Source organism: Microbacterium plantarum, assembly GCF_035231185.1.
In the GTDB taxonomy this organism is placed as follows: domain Bacteria; phylum Actinomycetota; class Actinomycetes; order Actinomycetales; family Microbacteriaceae; genus Microbacterium; species Microbacterium plantarum.
Genome location: NZ_CP141117.1, coordinates 2,038,038 through 2,056,116 on the forward strand (window position 1 = coordinate 2,038,038; position 18,079 = coordinate 2,056,116).

An 18,079-nucleotide genomic window follows, 5' to 3' on the forward strand; every position below is an offset into this window, starting at 1 on the left:
GACGAGGCGTCACTGACCTTCGATGACCGAGGTGGCCGTGGCGAGTTCGGTGTCGATGTCGGCACCGTTCCAGATGTTCTTCACGGCCGAGTCCATCGCGAGCCAGAACTGGGCGGCCTCGGGGATGGACGGGCTCGGGAAGGCGTAGTTACCCTGCTCGATCAGGCCGAGGGTGGCCTCGTTGTCGACGGGGATGTCGGCGGACGGCACCGATCCGGTCAGGTCGTAGGCGAGCTGGAGCATCTCCGGGCTCGCGAGGAAGGCGGCGAAATCCTGCGCTGCCTCGGTGTGCTCGGAGTACGCCGAGACGTACATCGTGCGCGAGTTCGAGAACGACCCCGACGGCTCGTCCGAACCGGATGCCGCCGGCATCGTGGTCACCGCGTAGTCGAGGCCCGCGTCGTCGAAGACGGGGATGTTCCAGGAGCCGGTGAGGGTCATCGCCGACTGGCCGCTCTCGAACAGGGTGTCGACCGTCGCGTCATCCAGGTCATCGGCGGCGACGTCGAGGACCTCGCGGAGCTTCACGAGCTCGGCTGCGCCCTCGGCGGTCGCCGCCGTGTCGGTGTTGGGCTGGCTGGGATCGTCGACGTTCTCGCCGAAGGGCAGGTTGTCGGGCTTGTCGAAGAGGAACGAGCCCGCGTAGTACACGACGCCCGGGTTCATCGCGAAGCCGTACTTGCCGGGGTTCTCGGCGGCGAACTGCTTCGAGAAAGCGACGACGTCGGCCCAGGTCTTCGGCGGGTCGGCGACGTACTCCTTGTTGTAGAACAGCGAGTAGGTGTCGATCGTGACCGGCACGCCCCACATCTCGTCCTCATAGGTGACGTTCTGCACGGCCCCCTCCAGCAGCTCGTCCCTGAGCTCATCGGCGCCGGCGACGGCGAGGATGTGGCCACCGGCGACGAGCTCACCGGTGGCGTTGCTCGGCGCTGCGAACACGTCGGGTCCGACGCCGGCCGGGCCATCGAGGGCGATCTGGGCGGGGGCATCGCCGAGTTCGACGTTCTTGTACTCGATGGTGACGTTCGGGTTCTGCTCCGTGTAGGCCTCGCCGGCCTGCTTGATGAAGTCCGAACGACCCTCGAGTGACTCCCAGACCACGAGAGTGACCGCGTCGCCCTCGCCGCCCGCGGAGCCCGAGCCGTTGTCGCCGGAGCATCCGGCGAGGGCGAGCGCCGAGACGGCCATGACCGCGGCGGCCACCACGGGCTTGTTCACAGGGTTCTTCACGATGGTTCTCCTTTGTTCCTCGTGAGGTCCGGCGGCTCGGTGCAGGGCGCGCCGGATGATCGGGTGGTGCGTGCGACAGGACCGGGAATCGACATCGCCGGGTGTGGTGCGGTTTCGGTTCGACATCGAACCTGCGCCTCAGGCTAGGTCGGACCCGGTCCTCGAACGATGGGCGAATCGCTGGCATTCATGGACGAAACGACGCATCGTGACGGTGGTCGGATGCCGGCTCTCGGACGAAGAGCAGCAGTTCGGGAAGGCTCGTGGCGAAGTAGTCGGTGACCCCGTCGTCGTGTCGCGCGACCGGTGCCGTGTACGGGCTGCGCGCTTCGCCGAGCGTCGCGGGGGGCTCGGCCGGCGGCATCCCGAGGGCGTCGTGAACGGCGTCCCAGGCGGCGATCGCCAACCCTTCTCCGCCCTCCCAGGGATGGAACGATCGCGTGGTCAGGATCTCGTACGCCGTTTTCGCGTCACCCTCGGCGACGAGCAGCGTCACGTAGGCGATCGTCAGGTCGTCGCGTCCGAGCACGACATGCTCGAGCGGGCGCAGGCGCGCGAGACGCTCACCCGTGCTGTGCCCGAGTCGAGTCGCGAGCTGATCGCGCTCGAAGAGCAGGCGGGCATCGCCCGGCGCGGCCTCGACCGCCCGTTCGTAGAGCAGCCAGGCGCGCTCATCGTCGGCGTCGATGTTGTACGCGGCGAGGCCGGCGTTGCGCAGAAGCACGGGAGTCGCGTCGCCCAGCTCGAGGGCGCGCGCGAAGTGCGCGCTCGCTTCGGTCCGGCGATGGTGCGCGTAGAGGAGCGTGCCGAGCAGGTGATGCGCCACGGCATCGTCGGGGTCGGCCTCGAGAGCCGCCGTCAGCGCGTCGGCGGCGTCCAGACCGGCCGGGAATGCTCGGGTGAGGTCGGAGCGACGAGCGCGGGCGCGCTCGGCGGCAGCGCGCGCGGGGGCGCCGCTCGTGTCGGCGAGCTGCGCCGCCATGTACGAGGCGACGGCACAGAGGTTCGCGGCGAGCCCGGGATCAGCGTCGGCGACCCGGTCGAAGAGCGCGGCGGCCGCGTCGCGTTCGCCGCTGTCGCGGAGATCGAGGGCGACATCCAGCAGGATGCCGGGATCTGCCACGTCTGCGCCGTCGAGAATACGCAGCCACGCGTCGAGCGGGTCGAGCGCCCGGGCGGCGGTCAGCACCGCGGCGGCCGCATCCTCGTCGCCGGCGCGACGGAGCAGGATGACGCGCAGGGCGGCACGGCGCGCATCGTGCCCGGCGACCTGGTCGAGCTCGTCGAGCACGCGGAAAGCTGCGCGGTGCTGCGCGCGCTCCGCGAGCGACTGCGCGAGCGCGAAGCCGGCCGCAGCGGCCCAGGTGCCGTCCCAGGCGGCCTTGCCGAAGGCGCGCTCCGCCTCGCAGCGGCGCCCGAGGCGCTGCAGCACGAGGCCATGGAGATAGAAGGCCTCGGCATCCATCGGGTTCGCGTTGCGCCGGGTCAGTCGGGTCAGCGCGCGCTCGACCCGCTCGAGAGCCGCGTCGTAGCGTCCGGCCCGGTAGTCGAGGTCGGCGACTGCGAGGTTCGTGCGCACGTCTCCCGGATCGATGCGCAACGCCGCGTTCCAGTACGGCAGCGGGGAGCGGGTCGGGTGGCGGTACTGGCTGAGGTGCAGACCCGTGAGATAGAGCTCGTCGACCGAGTCGATCTGCTCGGCGAGCGGAGGCTCCTCGGCCACCCACGGCTCGTCGTCGGCGACCGCGACCGGCGCCCATCGAACGAGGAGGCGACCCGTGGCGTCGGTCAGCTCGACCCGCAGGTCGCCCGCATCCGTCTCACCGGGCGCATCGGCCGACAGCTCCGCGACGTCGCCGGGACGGAGATCGACGGTGCGCCCGGCGATGACGTCAGCGCCCGACATGATGCGCAGCGTTGCGCCACGCTGCGGTCGCGTGACGGCGACGGCGGCGCGGATGCCGGTGTCGCTGCGGTCGACGTGCACGGCGGCATCCGGGGTGGCCTGAGACGCCGGTCCGATCGCGGGGATCGGGTACCAGTACTGCGTGAAGGTCTTCGTCTCGCCCGGCAGGAGCCAGCTGAAATCGGGCTGATTGTCGGTGTAGACCCCGGCCATGAGCTCGACGTAGGGGCCGTCGTCGTCGGTCAGCTGGGCATCCCAGGCGTGGCCGAACGGCGCATCGCCCCACGTCCACTGCTTCTTGCCCGGCGAGACGCGGCGCTCGGCCCAGTGCACGAAGCCGGCGCCGGCACCGTGGTCGTATCCGCCGAAGAAGTCCTCGTTCGAGTCGACGATCATGTAAGACGTCGGCACCGGGATGTTGCGGTACCAGTCGATGCGGTCGGTCCCGGGCTCAGCTGCCGCCCGCTCGGGGTAGTCGACGCCGTAGTAGGGACGATCCGCTTCCGGGAACGCCGTCAGCGCGCGACGGGCGTGATCGGCGACGTAGCGCACGTCCTCGGGGAAGAACGATTGGTAGTCGTCGCCGACACGCGCGGCGACATTCGCCCACCAGAGGAACGTCTGCCGCTCCTTGGTCCGGTTGTGCAGCCGCACGACGAGCTCGACGACCGAGCTGTCCGGCCGCAGACGGATGCCGTGCTGCGCCGACATCCGCGCGAAGGGGTCGTGGTCGTGACACCAGACCGTGGCCGAGCCGTCGGGGTCATGCTCGATGACGGTCTCGACGGGCAGGTAGGTCGCCGGCCGGTGGTGCTGCGGCCAGTTGAACTCGACTCCCCCGCTGATCCACGGGCCGGCGAGCCCGACGAGCGCGGGCTTGATGACGTTGTTGCGGTAGAAGAAGTCGTATCCGGTCGTCTTGTCGAACCCGATGTGGATGCGTCCGCCGAGCTCCGGGAGCACCATGACGCGCACGTACGCGTTCTCGAGGTGCACCGCCTGCCACGAACGGCGCACCGGCTCGTCGGCGACGGACTCGGTGAATGGGAGCGGGTACACGGTGCCGCGGGACCCCTGATAGACGCGTTGATCGAGGAACATCGGGTACGGGCTCGGCGTACCCGCCTCGTAGGTCAGGATCTCGACCGACTCGCTCCACGCCACCGCACGGCCGGCGGCGATGTCCGACGCGAGGTCGGCGTCGCCCTCGGGCAGCACGAGCTTCTCGGGGCCGCCGGCGGGGCGGGGATCGGACGGTGCGGGGTGATGAAGGGTCATCGCTGACCTTTCCGTTTCGGCGTGGCGGAGGGGGCGACGTCGGTGACGCCTGGGGCAACGCTATGCGCGCCGCCGCGATGGGAATATGGTGAGAACGAGGACATACATGGACGAATCAGCGAACCAGGCCCAGGATCAGCCACGCATCCGGCCGCACGACCGGATCGATGGGTTCGAGAATCAGCGCCTCGTGGTCGTTCCGCGTCCGCAGGTCGACATCGCCCTCGATCGGCCGGGAACACGTCGCCTCACGGTGACGGATGCGGGCTACTTCCCCGCCGCTGCCGGGCACCGCCGCGTCCGTGCGCACGGCGCCAGTGAGACGATCATCATCCTCTGCGTCTCCGGTTCCGGCACCGTGTCGATCGATGGACAGGAGCACGCGCTCACCCGCGGCGCCTGCGTGATCATCCCGCCGCATCGATCGCACGTCTATCAGGCTTCCCACACCGACCCATGGACGATCTGGTGGATGCACCTGCGCGGTTCAGATGTCGCGGAGCTGTCGTCCTCGATGCTCGGCGCCCCTCGCCCGCTGACGCGTCTGCGATCGGTCGACCGGGTGTCGGCGCTCTTCGACGAGATCGTCTCACTGCTGGAGCGCCGCCTCTCGCAAGCGCACCTGCTCTCGGCATCCGGTCTCGCGTGGCATCTGCTGACGCGCATCGAGGCCGACAGCGTGCTGCCGGCCGATGGCTCGCCGCTCGAGCGGGCGATGCGCTACCTCGAGGCCCGCGTGGACGGGTCGATCCAGGTCGCCGAGCTCGCCGACCTCGTGGGCATGTCACCCTCGCATCTCAGCGCGCTGTTCCGCCGGGCGACGGGCGGCGGACCGGGCGCCTTCCATACCGGCGTCAAGATGGCGCGCGCCCGCGAGCTGCTCGACACCACCGAGCTTCCGATCGCCGACGTCGCCACCGCTGTCGGCTACGCCGATCCGCTGTACTTCTCGCGTCACTTCCGCCGGGTGCACGGCGTCAACCCCACGACCTACCGCGCACAGCACAAGGGCTGACACCGCAGGAACGTCCATGTCAGCGCGCGCATTGTGCTGATGTGCACCGGCGCGGCGCCCGTATCGTCGATCGCATGCCCACGATCTCCCGCTCCACCTCCGCAGCCCCCGTCACGCGTCAGGGCGGTGCCGGCCTCGAGATCGATGCGACATCGCTCATCCGGGGCGGCGAGCGCTGGTTCCCCGTCATGGGCGAGTACCACTTCAGCCGCGACGTCCCCGAGCGCTGGGAGCACGAGCTGCGCAAGATGAAGGCCGGCGGCATCGACACCGTCGCGACCTACCTCATCTGGATCCTCCACGAAGAGATCCGCGGCGAGCGCAGCTGGGCGGGCCACCTCGACGTGCGCCGGTTCGTGGAGACCGCCGGACGCGTCGGGATGAACGTCGTCATGCGGATCGGCCCCTGGGCTCACGGCGAGGCCCGCAACGGCGGCTTCCCCGATTGGCTCCAGGCCCTGCCGGTGCGGCATCGCACGAACGACCCCGCCTATCTCGACCTCGTCGAGGACTGGTACGCCGATATCGAGCGTCAGTTGCGGGGACAGTTCCGATCGGATGATGCTCCCAACGCGCCGATCATCGCGGTGCAGGTCGACAACGAGCTCTACGACCAGCCCGAGCACCTCGCCACGTTGCGACGGCTCGCCGAATCGGTGGGTATGACCGCGCCGTTCTGGGTCGCCACGGGGTGGGGCGGCGCCCAGGTTCCGCAGGACGAGCTCATCTCGGTCTACGCCGGTTACTCCGACGGCTTCTGGGAGGAATCGGATGTCGAGCTGCCCGCGTTCTCGCGGATGCACTTCATCTTCAGCGACGTGCGCGACGACCTGAGCGTCGGCGCCGACGTGCGCAACGCCCCCGAGACCGACGGTCGCGACGACCATCGGTATCCGTTCATCACGTGCGAACTCGGCGGCGGCATGGCCGTCGCCTACCACCGCCGCCCCCACGTCGACTCCGCCGACATCGCCGCGCTTGCGCTGACCAAGCTGGGCAGCCGTTCGGCGTGGCAGGGCTACTACGTCTACCACGGCACGACGCAGGTCAACGGGCGGCTGAGCGGGATGCAGGAGTCGCAGGCGACGGCGTATCCGAACGACCTGCCGCGCAAGGACTACGACTTCTTCGCACCCATCGGAGCAGCGGGCACGCTTCGGCCGCACTACCACCTGCTGCGCACCCAGCACCTGTTCCTGCAGGAGTGGGGAGCGGAGTTGTTGGAACTGCCGGCTGTCTTCACCGACATCGAGGATGCCGGTGTCCGCTCGGCCGTCCGGGTCGCCGACGGCCGCGGGTACGTGTTCATCAACAACCATCAGCCGGCCGCCGCCGCGCTCCCGGCCCTCTCAGACGTGCAGCTGACTCTTCCGGACGGCACGGTGTTGCCTGCGTCGCCTACCGACGTGCCGGCCGGGGCCGCAGCGTTCTGGCCGGTCGCGCAACCCTACGGCGACGTCGCCGCGCTGTCGGGAACCGTGCAGCCGATCACGCAGATCGACACCGCTGAGGGTCTTGTCGTGGTGTTCGGGACGACCGCGGGCATCGGCGTCGAGCTCGACCTGCGTATCGACGGTGATGCCGCCGTCTCGGGCGTTCACGAGATCGAGACGCCGCAGGGTGCCCGCTGGGTGCCGACGACGCCCGGGCCGGACTGCGTGATCACGGTCGGCTCCACCCGGTTGGTCATCCTCGACCCCGATTCGAGCGCACAGGTCTGGGCCGGCGAGGTGGACGGTCGGCGTGTCGTGGCGCTGTGGGACGGCGGTCTCACGTTCACGCCCGACGGTCTTCTCCTCGAGCGTTGGAGCAGCGCCGCCGACATCCTGACGATCCCGGCGCTCGAGGGTGCCGAGCGTGCCGGAGTGTTCTCGCGACGAGCGCTGGCGCCCGTCGACGGCGACGCACCGGTGGCGGTGCGGTCCGTCCGCGGGGCTTCAGGCGCTCCCGAGCTCCGGCGGGGCGGCACCGCGAACCGCTTCAGCGCGCCCCTCGAAGCGGAATGGGAACAGGCGGCGGTCTTCGAGATCGAGACGTCTGCACTCGCCTACGAGGAGGATGCCGCGAACGTGCTGCGCCTCACCTGGTTCGGCGATGTCGCGCGCGCCTACGTCGGCGACGAGCTCGTCGCCGACCAGTTCTGGTACGGCCGCACGTGGGAGCTGGATCTCGCGGTGTTGCAGCTCGCCGGGCGCCCCCTGCGCATCGAGATCCTGCCGTGGAACGGTGACACCGACTTCTTCGTCGACAGTCGGGTGCGGGGCGATCGCGTTGCGGGCCGCGCAGAGATCGCGTCGGTGAGGCATGTGCGCGCGCCGCGGGTCGTGGTGCCGCTCGGAAGCTGAGCGGCACGCTCAGCGGAACGCGCGTCCGATCGAGGCGCCCAGTTGCGAGATCTGCAGCCAGATCGCGAAGGTGTAGAGGGGCCGCATGAGCCAGCGCAGCAGCGGGATGCCGCGACGCGAGCCGGTACGTTCCCAGGCCTGGGAGATGCGCAGGTGGGTGCCGCCGGCGGCGGGTTCGAGTTCGATGCGCGTGCGGCGCGTGTTCGACGTGGCCGAGTCGGGCCAGGTCGTCGTCCACTCGATCATGGTCATCGGCTCGAACCCCACGAGCTCGACCCGAGCACGCTGACGATCGGGCCGGACCCGCTGCGGTTTGCCGTTGGGCGCGGTCTCGAGCGCGTGTGCGGTCCATACCGACCGCGCCTCCACCTCGTCGGGCACATCGCTGACCCGGCCGAATGCGAGGTCCCATTCCGGCATCCGCGTCGGGTCACTCACGAGCGCCCACACGTGCGCGACGGGTGCGGCCACGTGAGCTGCGCCCGCCCCTGACAGCGATCGACCGTCGACGGCCCCGCTCGGCGGCGACGGGTACTGCTCAGCCTGGTCGAGGAGCTCACGCACGTGGTGCGCCGTCGTGTCGAGCCGCTCGAGGATCGCCTCGATCAGCCCGCTGCCCTCGGCGAGCAGTTCGCGCAGCACCGCAGCGGCGTCGCCGCGCTTGCCCCCCTTGGCCGCGCGGCGCAGTACCTCGAGGGCGCGGTCGTTCCAGTCGAAGTCGCCGCGCTCGTGGAAGGTGATGCGCCCCGGGCCGGGCGCCGCGGCCTGCACGCCGAGCGAAGCCAGTTGATCGGCGTGCTGCTGCTCGACCGCCGCGCGAGTGCGCTCGAGGTCGACGCCGAGCGCACGCAACACCTGACCGGCGACCTGCTCGTTGATCGTCAGTGCCAGCAGCAAGTGGTCGATGTCACCGCTCTGCTCGCCGAGGCGGGATGCTTCTTCGGCCCCGGCAAGGGACAGCTCGTACATCGTCGCGGTCGCGACCGTCAGCTTGCTCATCGGGTTCTCCTCGGGACGTCGATGGTCGGGTCGATCCGTTTGGCGTACTTCTTGTGCACGGCCTGGCGAGAGACGCCGAGCGCGTCGGCGATCTCTTGCCAGCTCATGCCCGCGCGCAGCCCCGCCTCGACCTGCGCCAGCTCGAGGCGCTCGGTGAGAGAGCGCAGCGACGCGATCGCGCGCAGACCCGCACGTGGATCACGCGTGTCAGCGGCGACGCCGGCGATCTGGGTGGATTCCATATAAGCAACCTAGGTTGCTGAAGAGCTCCTTGTCAACCTTGGTTGCCAACCGAGGGATGCGCCAGGCTACAACCCACCGCGGATGATGACGACGCTGTCACTGATCTGCTCTCGACCCGGGCGGCCCTCGGCATCCGGCAGGTAGCGGAAGTCGCCGACCTCGATGGCAGGCCCTCCCGTGATGATCGTCCCGAGTCCGCCTCCCGAGGAGCATGCCTTGTTCTCGAAGCCACCGTCGCGGAGCTGGATGAGGCAGATCTCGTCGTCCTGGCTCTTCGCGAGGAACAGCTCGACCCCGTCCACCTCGCCGACGAAGCGCGTCGTGTCAGACGCAATGCCCTCGATCGCCCGCTCGTCGGCGACGACGTCGCGGTCGGTCTGCTCGGTCGCGAACTCGGGCAGATCGCCTGCCGAGCAGCCGGCAAGCAGCAGGATCGGTGCGGCCACGAGCAGTGCTTTCATCGGCGATCGCATGCCCGCACCTTATCGGCTGGAGGTTTCGGCGGAATCGTCGTTGGCGGTGACGCGCTTCTTGATGCTCACATACCAGGCGGCCAGCAGCGCGGCCACGAGGAGTTGCATGAAGAACACCATCACGTACTGCTGGGTCAGACCTCCGCCGAAGATGCCGACGCCGATGCTCAAGACCGCGACCGCGATGACTGTCACGTAATAGGCACGGAAGGGATCTGCACCTTGCATGAGGTTCTCCTCTCGATGATCACAGTCTGCGCTGTGGTCTAGGAGGGCGTCCAGCCGTGCGCCTGACGCAGTGCTCTCAGGCCTCGGTGACGCGGCCACCCTCGACGTGCCAGCGGCGGTTGGTGCTCACGGCATCCAGCATCCGCCGGTCGTGGGTGACGAGCAGCAGCGTGCCGTCGTACGACTCGATCGCCTGTTCGAGCTGCTCGATCGCGGGCAGGTCGAGGTGGTTGGTCGGCTCGTCGAGCACCAGGACGTTCACGCCCCGCGCCTGCAGCAGGGCGAGACCGGCGCGCGTGCGCTCCCCCGGCGACAGCTCATCGACCGGGCGCAGCACGTGATCGGCCTTGAGACCGAACTTCGCGAGCAGCGTCCGGACCTCCCCCGACGCCATCTCGGGCACGAGAGCCTCGAACGCGTCGGCCAGTGGACGTGAGCCCACGAGCAGCGAGCGGGCCTGGTCGATCTCGCCGATTCTCACGCTCGACCCGAGTCCGGCCGATCCCTCGTCGGGAGCCTGCCGACCGAGGATCGTGCGCAGCAGCGTCGACTTGCCCGCACCGTTCGGCCCGGTGATGCCGATACGGTCGCCGGCGTTGACCTGCAGCGAGACCGGTCCGAGCGTGAACGCCCCCTGCCGGACGACCGCGCCGTTGAGCGTCGAGACGACGGAACTCGACCGCGGCGCAGCACCGATCGTGAATTCGAGCTGCCACTCCTTGCGGGGCTCCTCGACCTCTTCGAGCCGGGCGATGCGGCTCTCCATCTGGCGCACCTTCTGCGCCTGCTTCTCGCTCGACTCCGTCGCGGCCTTGCGGCGGATCTTGTCGTTGTCGGGATTCTTCTTCATCGCGTTACGGACGCCCTGGCTCGACCACTCGCGCTGCACACGGGCCCGAGCGACGAGGTCGGCCTTCTTGCCCGCGAACTCGTCGTACTTCTCGCGCGCATGACGCCGCACAGTCGCCCGCTCTTCGAGGTAGGCGTCGTAGCCGCCGCCGTAGATGCGATGGGAGTTCTGCGCGAGGTCGAGCTCGAGCACGCGGGTGACGCTGCGCGCGAGGAACTCACGGTCGTGGCTGACCAGCACGACTCCCCCGCGCAGGCCGCGCACGAACGCTTCGAGTCGCTCGAGCCCGTCGAGGTCGAGGTCGTTCGTCGGCTCGTCGAGCAGCACGATGTCGAAGCGCGAGAGCAGCAGCGCGGCGAGTCCGACGCGCGCTGCCTGACCGCCCGAAAGAGATGTCATGTGGGTGCCGTCGGCGTCGAGCTCGAGCCCGAGGTCGGCGAGCACGATCGGCAGGCGCTCGTCGAGGTCGGCGGCGCCGCTCGCGAGCCAGCGTTCCAGGGCCGTGGCGTACCGGTCGTCGGCGCCGGGGACCGAGGGATCGCCGAGGTCGGATGCCGCGGCATCCATCTCGGCCGTCGCCTCCGCGCACCCCGTGCGGCGGGCGATGTACGCGGCGACGGTCTCACCCTCGACGCGCTCATGCTCCTGCGGCAGCCAGCCCACGAAAGCGTCGGCTGGAGCGAGGCTGACGGTGCCCGCCTGGGGCGCGTCTCGTCCAGCGAGGATGCGGAGGAGCGTCGACTTGCCGGCACCGTTCGCTCCGACGACACCGACGACGTCACCCGGACTGACGGTGAGATCGACGCCGTCGAAGAGTGTGCGGTGGCCGTATCCGCCGGCGAGGCCCTGAGCGACGAGAGTTGCGGTCACCGGACGATTCTTCCATCTGGCGGTGGCTGGGCCGACGCGGCCTCGCGCCGTTACGGCTGGACGCGAACGGAACGCCCGTCAAAGGTGACGACGTCACCCGGCTGCAACTGACGCCCGCGGCGACGGTCAACTTCGCCGTTCACCGTGACGAAGCCGTCGATGATGGCTTCCTTCACGTCGCCGCCCGAGTCGAGCAGGCCGGCGAACTTCATGAACTGGCCGAGACGGATGCCGTCGCTCCCGATAGAGACGTCGGTGATCCGGGGTGCTTTGGCCATGCGGAAATGCTAGCCGAGCGCTCCCCCTGGCCGTCGCGGGGCGGGTCGGCGTCGGATCCGCGCTTAGGAGAGATCACCCGCGAATGACCTCCCCTTTCCTCCGCCGGGCGCGCCAGCGTCTCCTTTGACGCGGCGCGAGGTCACCACGGGACTGTGCACTCGGGCGCCGGTCCGAGTTCACGACTAGAGGATGGTCGTCCCGGGCGCCCCGAGTTCTGCACGTAGGGCTGCACGAGCACGCGCTAGACGTTGCCAGTACGAGACCGTTGTGCAGCCGAGGAACTCCGCGGCCTCAGCGGCGGGCAAACCGCACCAGTAGGTGAGCTTCAATACAAGCGCATCAGCTGGCCGCAGCCGCGCTATCGCGGCCTTCAACTCCACGTCCGCTAGGTCATCGATCTCGTGTTGCGCTACAACGAGTTGCTCTGCGATCAAGCGTTGCGTTCGCTCCCTGACGCGCGCTCGTCGTTGGTACTCGTTACCGATGAGATTCCGAGCCGTCTTCAGGAGCCATCCCCTGGTGATCGCAGTGCCGGTGGAGTACTTCTCCCATGCGATGGTGAACGTATCCGCCGTCAAATCCTGCGCTAAGTCCACGTCGTCGACGCGCAGACGGATGTAGTGTTCGACGACTCGAGAGTGGGCCTCGTAAAGAGCAGCGAACGCCTGTGGCATGTGACCTCCCTGCACCCCTACAAGCAGTTTGCCGAAGATGCCAAACCTGACACTTGACTTCTCGATCCCTTGGAAGCAACGGCTCGGCGGGCCGCGTCGAGCACATGCTGTCAGGAACCTCCAGGCGACCAAACAGTACAAAGCGATCGGCTGCATTCTGAGCCGGCATCGACGATTAATCCATCTGGAGGGAAAGATCATGAGCACGGCAACGCAAGAGCCGACTGCACCGGGATCTAGGGCGAATAGCGCTAGATGGATGGCTTTGCAGCGCGGGGCCCGCGGCAGGCGTTCGATCGGTGTGATCCTGGTCATGCTGATCGGATTCTTCTCGCTCGGCACAACGGCATCCGCTGCGAACGCGAGCGAACGCTTCGGCGCAGCGGAGTATCTGCTGGAAGTCGACGGGAGAGCGTACGCGCTCCGAGAGGGTGAAACAGCGACATTCGCCTTGCAGCGAGTCGCCTCGCCCTCGGTGCCGGGCCAGATGACGCCCGACGCGGTGTACCCGGGCGACGCGGGCACGCTGACGGTGACCGGTTCGGGTGGCAGCTTTCACTACAGCATCGCTATGTCGATTCCGGCGACGTCTTTCACCGGTTCGTTCAGTGTCACCGACGTGAGTCATGGCCTTTCGGGCGGCACGACTATCGTGTCCGGATTCTCCGGTTCGGTGCCGACTAGCCGTCTGCGCGGTCATCGGTATTCCGGAGTGTTGACCGGTACGGCATTCCTCGCGGGGGTGCCGGTTGCCACCGTTGTCCCGAACTACACGCTCTACACATACACGGGATAAAATCCGAGGCACCGGTGGCGGGATGAGCCTGCCTCCTCCCGCCACCGTCGCTCTGCCCATGCCGATCGAAGGAGTTGACCGTGGCCGCTCAAATGTTCAATACCGCCGAGGAACTCAGCCGTGCCGTCGCTGATGGACGCATTTCCGAGACGGCTCTCGAGGCCATCACCCAGACGCCGGCCGCGACGCTTCAAGCTTTCCTCACCGGCTCTGGAAAGGACACCTACGGTGTCACGACGACTCTTCAGCCGCTCTCCGCAGACGAGGCGACCAGGTTGTCCGTCCTCGCGTCGCAGATCCTTCAGGGTTTCGACATCGACGACGACGAGCGTCTGCAGGCGATCCTCGAAGGACTGACGACGCAATTCCATCTCACTCTCGAGAACATCGCACTGCTCGCGCAGCTCGACTCCGCGGACCTCGCCGTGGCGCTTCGCGACCCGAGCTCGCTACCCGCCGAACGGAAGTACGCGCTGGCCTTGAGGCTCTCATACCTCACCAACGCGATCGAGCGCGCGCGTCCATAACGAGCTCGGCAGCCGGGCGCTTCGCGATAGCCGATCTGCGCGCGAACGACGCACTCGGTTGCCTCGCAGAGTTCTAGACTCATCACGCCCGAGCTTGAGGAGAGGCCTGACACCGCTCGTTTCAATGTCGATGTCGGACGGGCGCTACACAGGGGCAGGACGAGGGATGATCGACCTGTGAGGGACAAGCGTGAGAAGAAGACGACGACGGCGTCCGAGTCAGACGAGCGTGCGTTCGCGGAGGCGAGCTCGGATGCGCGATCAAGATACGGGCGCTTCAACCTCGCCGTCATCGGCGGCACGGGCGTCGGCAAGTCCTCGCTCGTCAACGCGGTGTTTGGACGCGACCTCGCCAAGGTTGGCAAAGGACTGCCCGTCACACGCGGCGTGAAGTACTACAACGACTCGGCGCTCGGCATCTGGGACATCGAAGGGTTCGAGATCGGGTCCGCCGCTCCCCCGCCAGACATCCTGCGGGGTCACCTCCGCACGATCTCGGAGCGTCCCGCCATCGAGCAGGTCTCCGTCGTCTGGTACTGCGTGCTGTCGCAGCTGCCGCGGCTCACTCAGCCCGACATCGACATGATCCGTGAGCTCGACAAGGCAGGGCTTCCCGTCATCCTCGTGCTCACCAAAGTCGACTGGATCAAGAACCCAGTGACCGGCAAGCGAAGCGCCCCCGATGACGTGACCGAATTTCAGGAGTGGCTCGAAGAGCCCGTGGACGCGGAGGGGCGGCCGATCCACATCCCGATCGAGCGCGTCATCCTCACCTCCACCACTGGCAAGCACGGGAAGGGCAAGGGGCACGGCCTCGGTGAACTCGTGGCGGAGACCCTGACCCTCTCGCCGGACAACGAGAAAGACGCCTTTCGCATCGCTCAAAGACTCAACCTCCCGTGGAAGCGAGAACTCGCACGCCCCGTCATCACCGGAGCCGCAGGCGCCGCAGCGGGAGCGGCGGCGGTTCCCGTTCCGGTTGCCGACGCGATGGTCCTCGCGCCGATCCAGCTCGCGATGATGGGCCGGATCGCGGCGATCTACGACCTCGAGCTCACCACGATGATGTCGGCCGGCGCCCTCGCTCAGCTCGGCGTCCAAATCAGCGGACAGGCGCTGGCGCGGAGCTTCCTCAAGCTCATCCCCGGCGCCGGGAGCGTCATCAACGCGGGAGTCGCCTTCGCCCTGACTGCCGCGACCGGGGAGGCCTGGCTGCGGCTGTGCGAAAACGTGCACACCGGCAAGATCGACGTCTCGAAGGTCACCGATTCGTGGGGCGACTACGCGCCCGGATTGCTCGAAGTCCTGCGGAAGATCGCGGAGCGGCGCGTGCTGAAGCGCTGAAGCACTGCACCTGGGCAAAGGCGATGCGTGTCGCCCGCGTCACAGATCGAGGAAGTCACCCAGCCACGTATACGGACTGTCACGAGACAGTCGGTACGGCTCGTCATCGAACGTCAGCCAGCTCGGTACGCTCCCAGTCGTCGGCCTCTGATCTGCTCGGGGAATAGCGCGCGCGAGAACCTGCGGAGTGTTGGCGTCGGGGGTTGCAGAAGCCCAAGATCCACTCGAACATTGCGAACGCGAGCTGTGCCCGGGAGTGTCAGGTGGTGCGGTCGAGGAGCTCACGCTGCACGGTTGACCAAAAGCCTCGATGAGCGCGTTGTCGACGCTGGACGCGACTCGGCCCATCGATCCGAGCAGCCCGGCTTGGCAAAGCCGGCGCCCAAAGAGCCAGCTGGTGTATTACGCGGCGCGGTCGGCGTGGACGATCGTGCCGGGTTCCGGGCGGCGCCGCCAGCAGGCCATCTCGAGTGCGTCGACGACGATCTCCGCGGTGATCCGGTGCGAGATCGACCAGCCCACGATCCGCCTGGAGTATGCGTCGATGACGGCGGCACGGTAGACCCATTCGTCCCGGGCAGCGTGTTTGGTGATCTCGCAGAACTAAAGACGGTTCGGGGCATCGGCGCGGAACTGCAGCTCCACGAGGTCTTCGTGCGTCGCGGTGTCCGGCTTCGAGCCGCGGCGTTTGCGGCGATGAGACACTCCGAACAGCCCGCCCAGGCGTATAACCGTGCGACGCGTTTGCCCGCGACGTGTACGCCGAGCCTGAGCCGCAGCTCAGCTGGGCGCCATAGGTTGCTCGTGAGTCAGCATGGATCCGCCTGATCGTTGTCGTGAGCTCCGCGTCAGCCAGGGCCCGGGCCGACGGTGATCGGTCTCGCGAGTCGTAGTATCCCAGCATCTCACGCACTCCTTCCGAGACGATCATCGACTCAACTCAGGTGTCCGGAAAAGCGGGTCAGGCTCCGTCGACCAAATCCGGGCCGGCGCCTTCGCCCCTTGCTCTCACACCACCTCGATAAGCCTGGACAGCCAATCGGTTCGAGGCGGCGGTTACACTCACCCCCTCACGCGCGTAAGCATTCGCTGCCCCCATGCACCTGATCGTCGCGACAGCGAGGACCACAGTCGCCCACTCGGCGACCGAGCCCCGCTCAATGCACTTCGGCGACGGTCTCCAAGATGTCACGAAGGTGCGGCTGCCTGCCGTCGCACACCGCCCGCATGAAGTCGCTCACGAGCGCGGCACGCTTGTCGAGGAATGCGTCGAAATCGGGCTGCACTGCTGCGCGCAGTTCTGCTCCGACTGGCTGGTCGTACGAACCCGATTTCGCGATGATCTCGTACGGAACGAGGTGCGACTCCAGCCGATCCTTAACGTCACGCGGGTCAGGCGCATTCTCTGCGCGCTTCTCCAGATACTTCAACGGGTCGAGACGACCGATCGAGCGGTTCGTCTTCCATGTGATGAGCGCACAGTTCAGAGCGAGCATCGAATCAATCCCCGCCTCGGACAGAAGTTGGTTCGGGAAGATGTGGTGATACTCGCGCTTGGCGACGTTCTCACGCGAGAGCGGAGTGTCGTCGGCGAAGTCTCTTGCACCGAAGAAGTTGGATGCCGCGAGAATAGCTCGCGCGAGAGATTGCTTACTCTTCGCCCACCCGGCAGCCTTGAGATCGCGGAGAGTCGGTAGAGGGTACAACTCATCGTCGAACACCGGCACGTCGACTTCGTTGCCGTCGCCCGCGAGAAGTGCGGTGAGACCGCGGAAGTCCGCGTACGCGCGCGTCGCGGCGGTCGCCTCGTAGCGGTTGGTGAAGAACGAACGCCACGCATAGCGTCGGACGATCTTGTCCACGGTTGCGCGACGATCGCCGTCCTCCGCCTCGTGCGCGAGCAGCGCAGCGATCACTGGGATCGGGATCACGGAAGGAAGCCGCTCACCATCGAAGATGCGCATCGACTCGACGATCTGAACAGCGCGGCGGAGCCCCCGCGTCATCCGATCCCAGTTATCGACGAACACCGCGTAGTCCATTTCGTAGAAGCCGCGCTGGTTCGGCAGCTTCCCTTGGAGAAGCGCTGAGGTCTGGAGCACCGCGCTGTCGAGCGAGAGGTAGCCCGCTAGTCGCGGCAGTTCGAGATCGAGCCCGGCTTCCATCTCCTTTAGCCGACGCCCCGTCGCACCTTCGAGCTCCGCGACCACGATGTCGTATGCCTTGAGCGGCTTCGCGTTCGTGTTCATGTTGACGAACACGCTCAGCGCGACGTCCTTGCTGGTCGACGCCGGGAGCCGGAGGTAAGGCAGGTTGAAGTGCCGAACCGTCTCGCGCTTGTCGCTGATGACCTTCTTGAGGTGGTCGCGGAGTTCGGTGACTCCGGTCGACATCGCGCGATACTGCGCGATGTCCGTCACGTCGTCGCCGGGTTCGAGATGACCGGTTGCGGCTTCCACCCATGAAGTCGTCTCATCCCGAGACGGATCGAGCAGCCGCACTGGAACCAGACCACGTCTCAGGCACTCTTCGGGCGAGTCCACCCAGAGCGGATACATCGTGCCGTCGCGGCTCTCCCATCGCTTCTCGATCCGGATCGAAGGCTCTTCGTCATCGTTTCTCGGCTCGTCGTCGAGGTCTGGGAAATGAACGAAGTAGGTCTGCTTCCGATCGTTGTCCCGGAGAGCCCGGTACAGCGCCGTGAGGCGCTGTTGCCCGTCGAGAAGGTGCTCGGTCACCGCTTCCGTCGTCTCCGGCGCGGATACGAGCGGGCGGGACACGAACTGCTCCTTGTCGCCCACATTCAGCACGAGCGCGACACCGAGCGGCAGGTCGTGAATGATCGTGTTCAGCATCGATACGACGCGCTTCGGCTCCCAGGCAACACCGCGTTGGAAGCTCGGCAGGCGAAGCTGCCCGCGGTCGATGCTGACCAGCCAGTCCTTGACTGTTCGGTTCTGCGCTTCGCTACCTGCACCCACAGTGGTTCCCTATGTCCCTGGTTGGCCTGCCGCAGCGG

The 18,079-nt window shown here is 67.6% G+C and carries 16 protein-coding genes; 5 read left to right on the plus strand and 11 right to left on the minus strand.

Annotated elements, in window-relative coordinates; all coding sequences use genetic code 11:
• Positions 1 to 9: 9 nt before the first annotated feature.
• Complete coding sequence (locus tag VC184_RS09830) at positions 10 to 1,233, minus strand: extracellular solute-binding protein (protein ID WP_323985978.1); 1,224 nt, start codon at positions 1,231 to 1,233, stop codon at positions 10 to 12.
• A 187-nt stretch (positions 1,234 to 1,420) separates the two neighbouring features.
• Positions 1,421 to 4,417 (minus strand): DUF5107 domain-containing protein, encoded by a 2,997-nt coding sequence (locus VC184_RS09835; RefSeq protein WP_323985980.1) that lies wholly within the window; start codon positions 4,415 to 4,417, stop codon positions 1,421 to 1,423.
• A 106-nt stretch (positions 4,418 to 4,523) separates the two neighbouring features.
• On the opposite strand from VC184_RS09835, the gene VC184_RS09840 reads away from it, so the two are divergent.
• Positions 4,524 to 5,432 (plus strand): AraC family transcriptional regulator, encoded by a 909-nt coding sequence (locus VC184_RS09840; protein WP_323985981.1) that lies wholly within the window; start codon positions 4,524 to 4,526, stop codon positions 5,430 to 5,432.
• 74 nt (positions 5,433 to 5,506) lie between these two features.
• Complete coding sequence (locus VC184_RS09845) at positions 5,507 to 7,777, plus strand: beta-galactosidase (RefSeq protein ID WP_323985983.1); 2,271 nt, start codon at positions 5,507 to 5,509, stop codon at positions 7,775 to 7,777.
• Positions 7,778 to 7,786: 9 nt separating this feature from the next.
• Here VC184_RS09845 and VC184_RS09850 read toward each other — a convergent pair whose 3' ends face one another.
• From VC184_RS09850 to VC184_RS09880, 7 genes are all read right to left on the minus strand, one after another.
• Positions 7,787 to 8,776, minus strand: a complete 990-nt coding sequence (locus VC184_RS09850) for an SRPBCC family protein (RefSeq protein ID WP_323985985.1) — start codon at positions 8,774 to 8,776, stop codon at positions 7,787 to 7,789.
• A complete protein-coding gene (locus tag VC184_RS09855; RefSeq protein ID WP_064954960.1) occupies positions 8,773 to 9,018 on the minus strand; it encodes a helix-turn-helix domain-containing protein in 246 nt (81 codons plus the stop codon). Before VC184_RS09855 ends, VC184_RS09850 begins: the two co-directional genes overlap by 4 nt.
• A 66-nt stretch (positions 9,019 to 9,084) precedes the next feature.
• The gene (locus VC184_RS09860; RefSeq protein ID WP_323985987.1) at positions 9,085 to 9,492 is read right to left on the minus strand and encodes a hypothetical protein; all 408 of its coding nucleotides are present in this window, start codon (positions 9,490 to 9,492) and stop codon (positions 9,085 to 9,087) included.
• A 9-nt stretch (positions 9,493 to 9,501) separates the two neighbouring features.
• Positions 9,502 to 9,720 carry a hypothetical protein gene (locus tag VC184_RS09865; protein WP_323985989.1) on the minus strand — a complete coding sequence of 73 codons (219 nt, stop codon included), beginning with the start codon at positions 9,718 to 9,720 and terminating at the stop codon, positions 9,502 to 9,504.
• 76 nt (positions 9,721 to 9,796) lie between these two features.
• Positions 9,797 to 11,440, minus strand: coding sequence for a ribosomal protection-like ABC-F family protein (gene abc-f, locus VC184_RS09870; RefSeq protein WP_323985991.1), 1,644 nt, complete (start codon positions 11,438 to 11,440; stop codon positions 9,797 to 9,799).
• Positions 11,441 to 11,490: 50 nt separating this feature from the next.
• On the minus strand, positions 11,491 to 11,718 hold the full coding sequence (locus VC184_RS09875) for an RNA-binding S4 domain-containing protein (protein ID WP_323985993.1): 228 nt from the start codon (positions 11,716 to 11,718) through the stop codon (positions 11,491 to 11,493).
• 183 nt (positions 11,719 to 11,901) lie between these two features.
• Positions 11,902 to 12,393, minus strand: coding sequence for an RNA polymerase sigma factor (locus VC184_RS09880; protein ID WP_323985994.1), 492 nt, complete (start codon positions 12,391 to 12,393; stop codon positions 11,902 to 11,904).
• Positions 12,394 to 12,592: 199 nt separating this feature from the next.
• On the opposite strand from VC184_RS09880, the gene VC184_RS09885 reads away from it, so the two are divergent.
• From VC184_RS09885 to VC184_RS09895, 3 genes are all read left to right on the plus strand, one after another.
• Complete coding sequence (locus VC184_RS09885; protein WP_323985995.1) at positions 12,593 to 13,189, plus strand: hypothetical protein; 597 nt, start codon at positions 12,593 to 12,595, stop codon at positions 13,187 to 13,189.
• 80 nt (positions 13,190 to 13,269) lie between these two features.
• Complete coding sequence (locus VC184_RS09890; protein WP_323985997.1) at positions 13,270 to 13,716, plus strand: HTH domain-containing protein; 447 nt, start codon at positions 13,270 to 13,272, stop codon at positions 13,714 to 13,716.
• A 177-nt stretch (positions 13,717 to 13,893) separates the two neighbouring features.
• On the plus strand, positions 13,894 to 15,060 hold the full coding sequence (locus tag VC184_RS09895; protein ID WP_323985998.1) for a DUF697 domain-containing protein: 1,167 nt from the start codon (positions 13,894 to 13,896) through the stop codon (positions 15,058 to 15,060).
• Between the two features lie 402 nt (positions 15,061 to 15,462).
• On the opposite strand, the gene VC184_RS09900 is transcribed toward VC184_RS09895, so the two are convergent.
• Together VC184_RS09900 and VC184_RS09905 are read right to left on the minus strand one after the other, a co-directional pair.
• Entirely contained in the window at positions 15,463 to 15,582 is a 120-nt protein-coding gene (locus VC184_RS09900) for a hypothetical protein (RefSeq protein WP_323985999.1), read from the minus strand.
• Between the two features lie 635 nt (positions 15,583 to 16,217).
• The gene (locus VC184_RS09905; RefSeq protein WP_323986000.1) at positions 16,218 to 18,041 is read right to left on the minus strand and encodes a GmrSD restriction endonuclease domain-containing protein; all 1,824 of its coding nucleotides are present in this window, start codon (positions 18,039 to 18,041) and stop codon (positions 16,218 to 16,220) included.
• Positions 18,042 to 18,079 lie beyond the last annotated feature (38 nt).

What these genes read in the sequence shown, in the direction of transcription:
- VC184_RS09835 (WP_323985980.1), bottom strand. Translation starts at nt 4,417, where the DNA reads ATGACCCTTCATCACCCCGCACCGTCCGATCCCCGCCCCGCCGGCGGC.
- VC184_RS09840 (WP_323985981.1), top strand. Translation starts at nt 4,524, where the DNA reads ATGGACGAATCAGCGAACCAGGCCCAGGATCAGCCACGCATCCGGCCG.
- VC184_RS09845 (WP_323985983.1), top strand. Translation starts at nt 5,507, where the DNA reads ATGCCCACGATCTCCCGCTCCACCTCCGCAGCCCCCGTCACGCGTCAG.
- VC184_RS09850 (WP_323985985.1), bottom strand. Translation starts at nt 8,776, where the DNA reads ATGAGCAAGCTGACGGTCGCGACCGCGACGATGTACGAGCTGTCCCTT.
- VC184_RS09855 (WP_064954960.1), bottom strand. Translation starts at nt 9,018, where the DNA reads ATGGAATCCACCCAGATCGCCGGCGTCGCCGCTGACACGCGTGATCCA.
- VC184_RS09860 (WP_323985987.1), bottom strand. Translation starts at nt 9,492, where the DNA reads ATGCGATCGCCGATGAAAGCACTGCTCGTGGCCGCACCGATCCTGCTG.
- VC184_RS09865 (WP_323985989.1), bottom strand. Translation starts at nt 9,720, where the DNA reads ATGCAAGGTGCAGATCCCTTCCGTGCCTATTACGTGACAGTCATCGCG.
- VC184_RS09875 (WP_323985993.1), bottom strand. Translation starts at nt 11,718, where the DNA reads ATGGCCAAAGCACCCCGGATCACCGACGTCTCTATCGGGAGCGACGGC.
- VC184_RS09880 (WP_323985994.1), bottom strand. Translation starts at nt 12,393, where the DNA reads ATGCCACAGGCGTTCGCTGCTCTTTACGAGGCCCACTCTCGAGTCGTC.
- VC184_RS09885 (WP_323985995.1), top strand. Translation starts at nt 12,593, where the DNA reads ATGAGCACGGCAACGCAAGAGCCGACTGCACCGGGATCTAGGGCGAAT.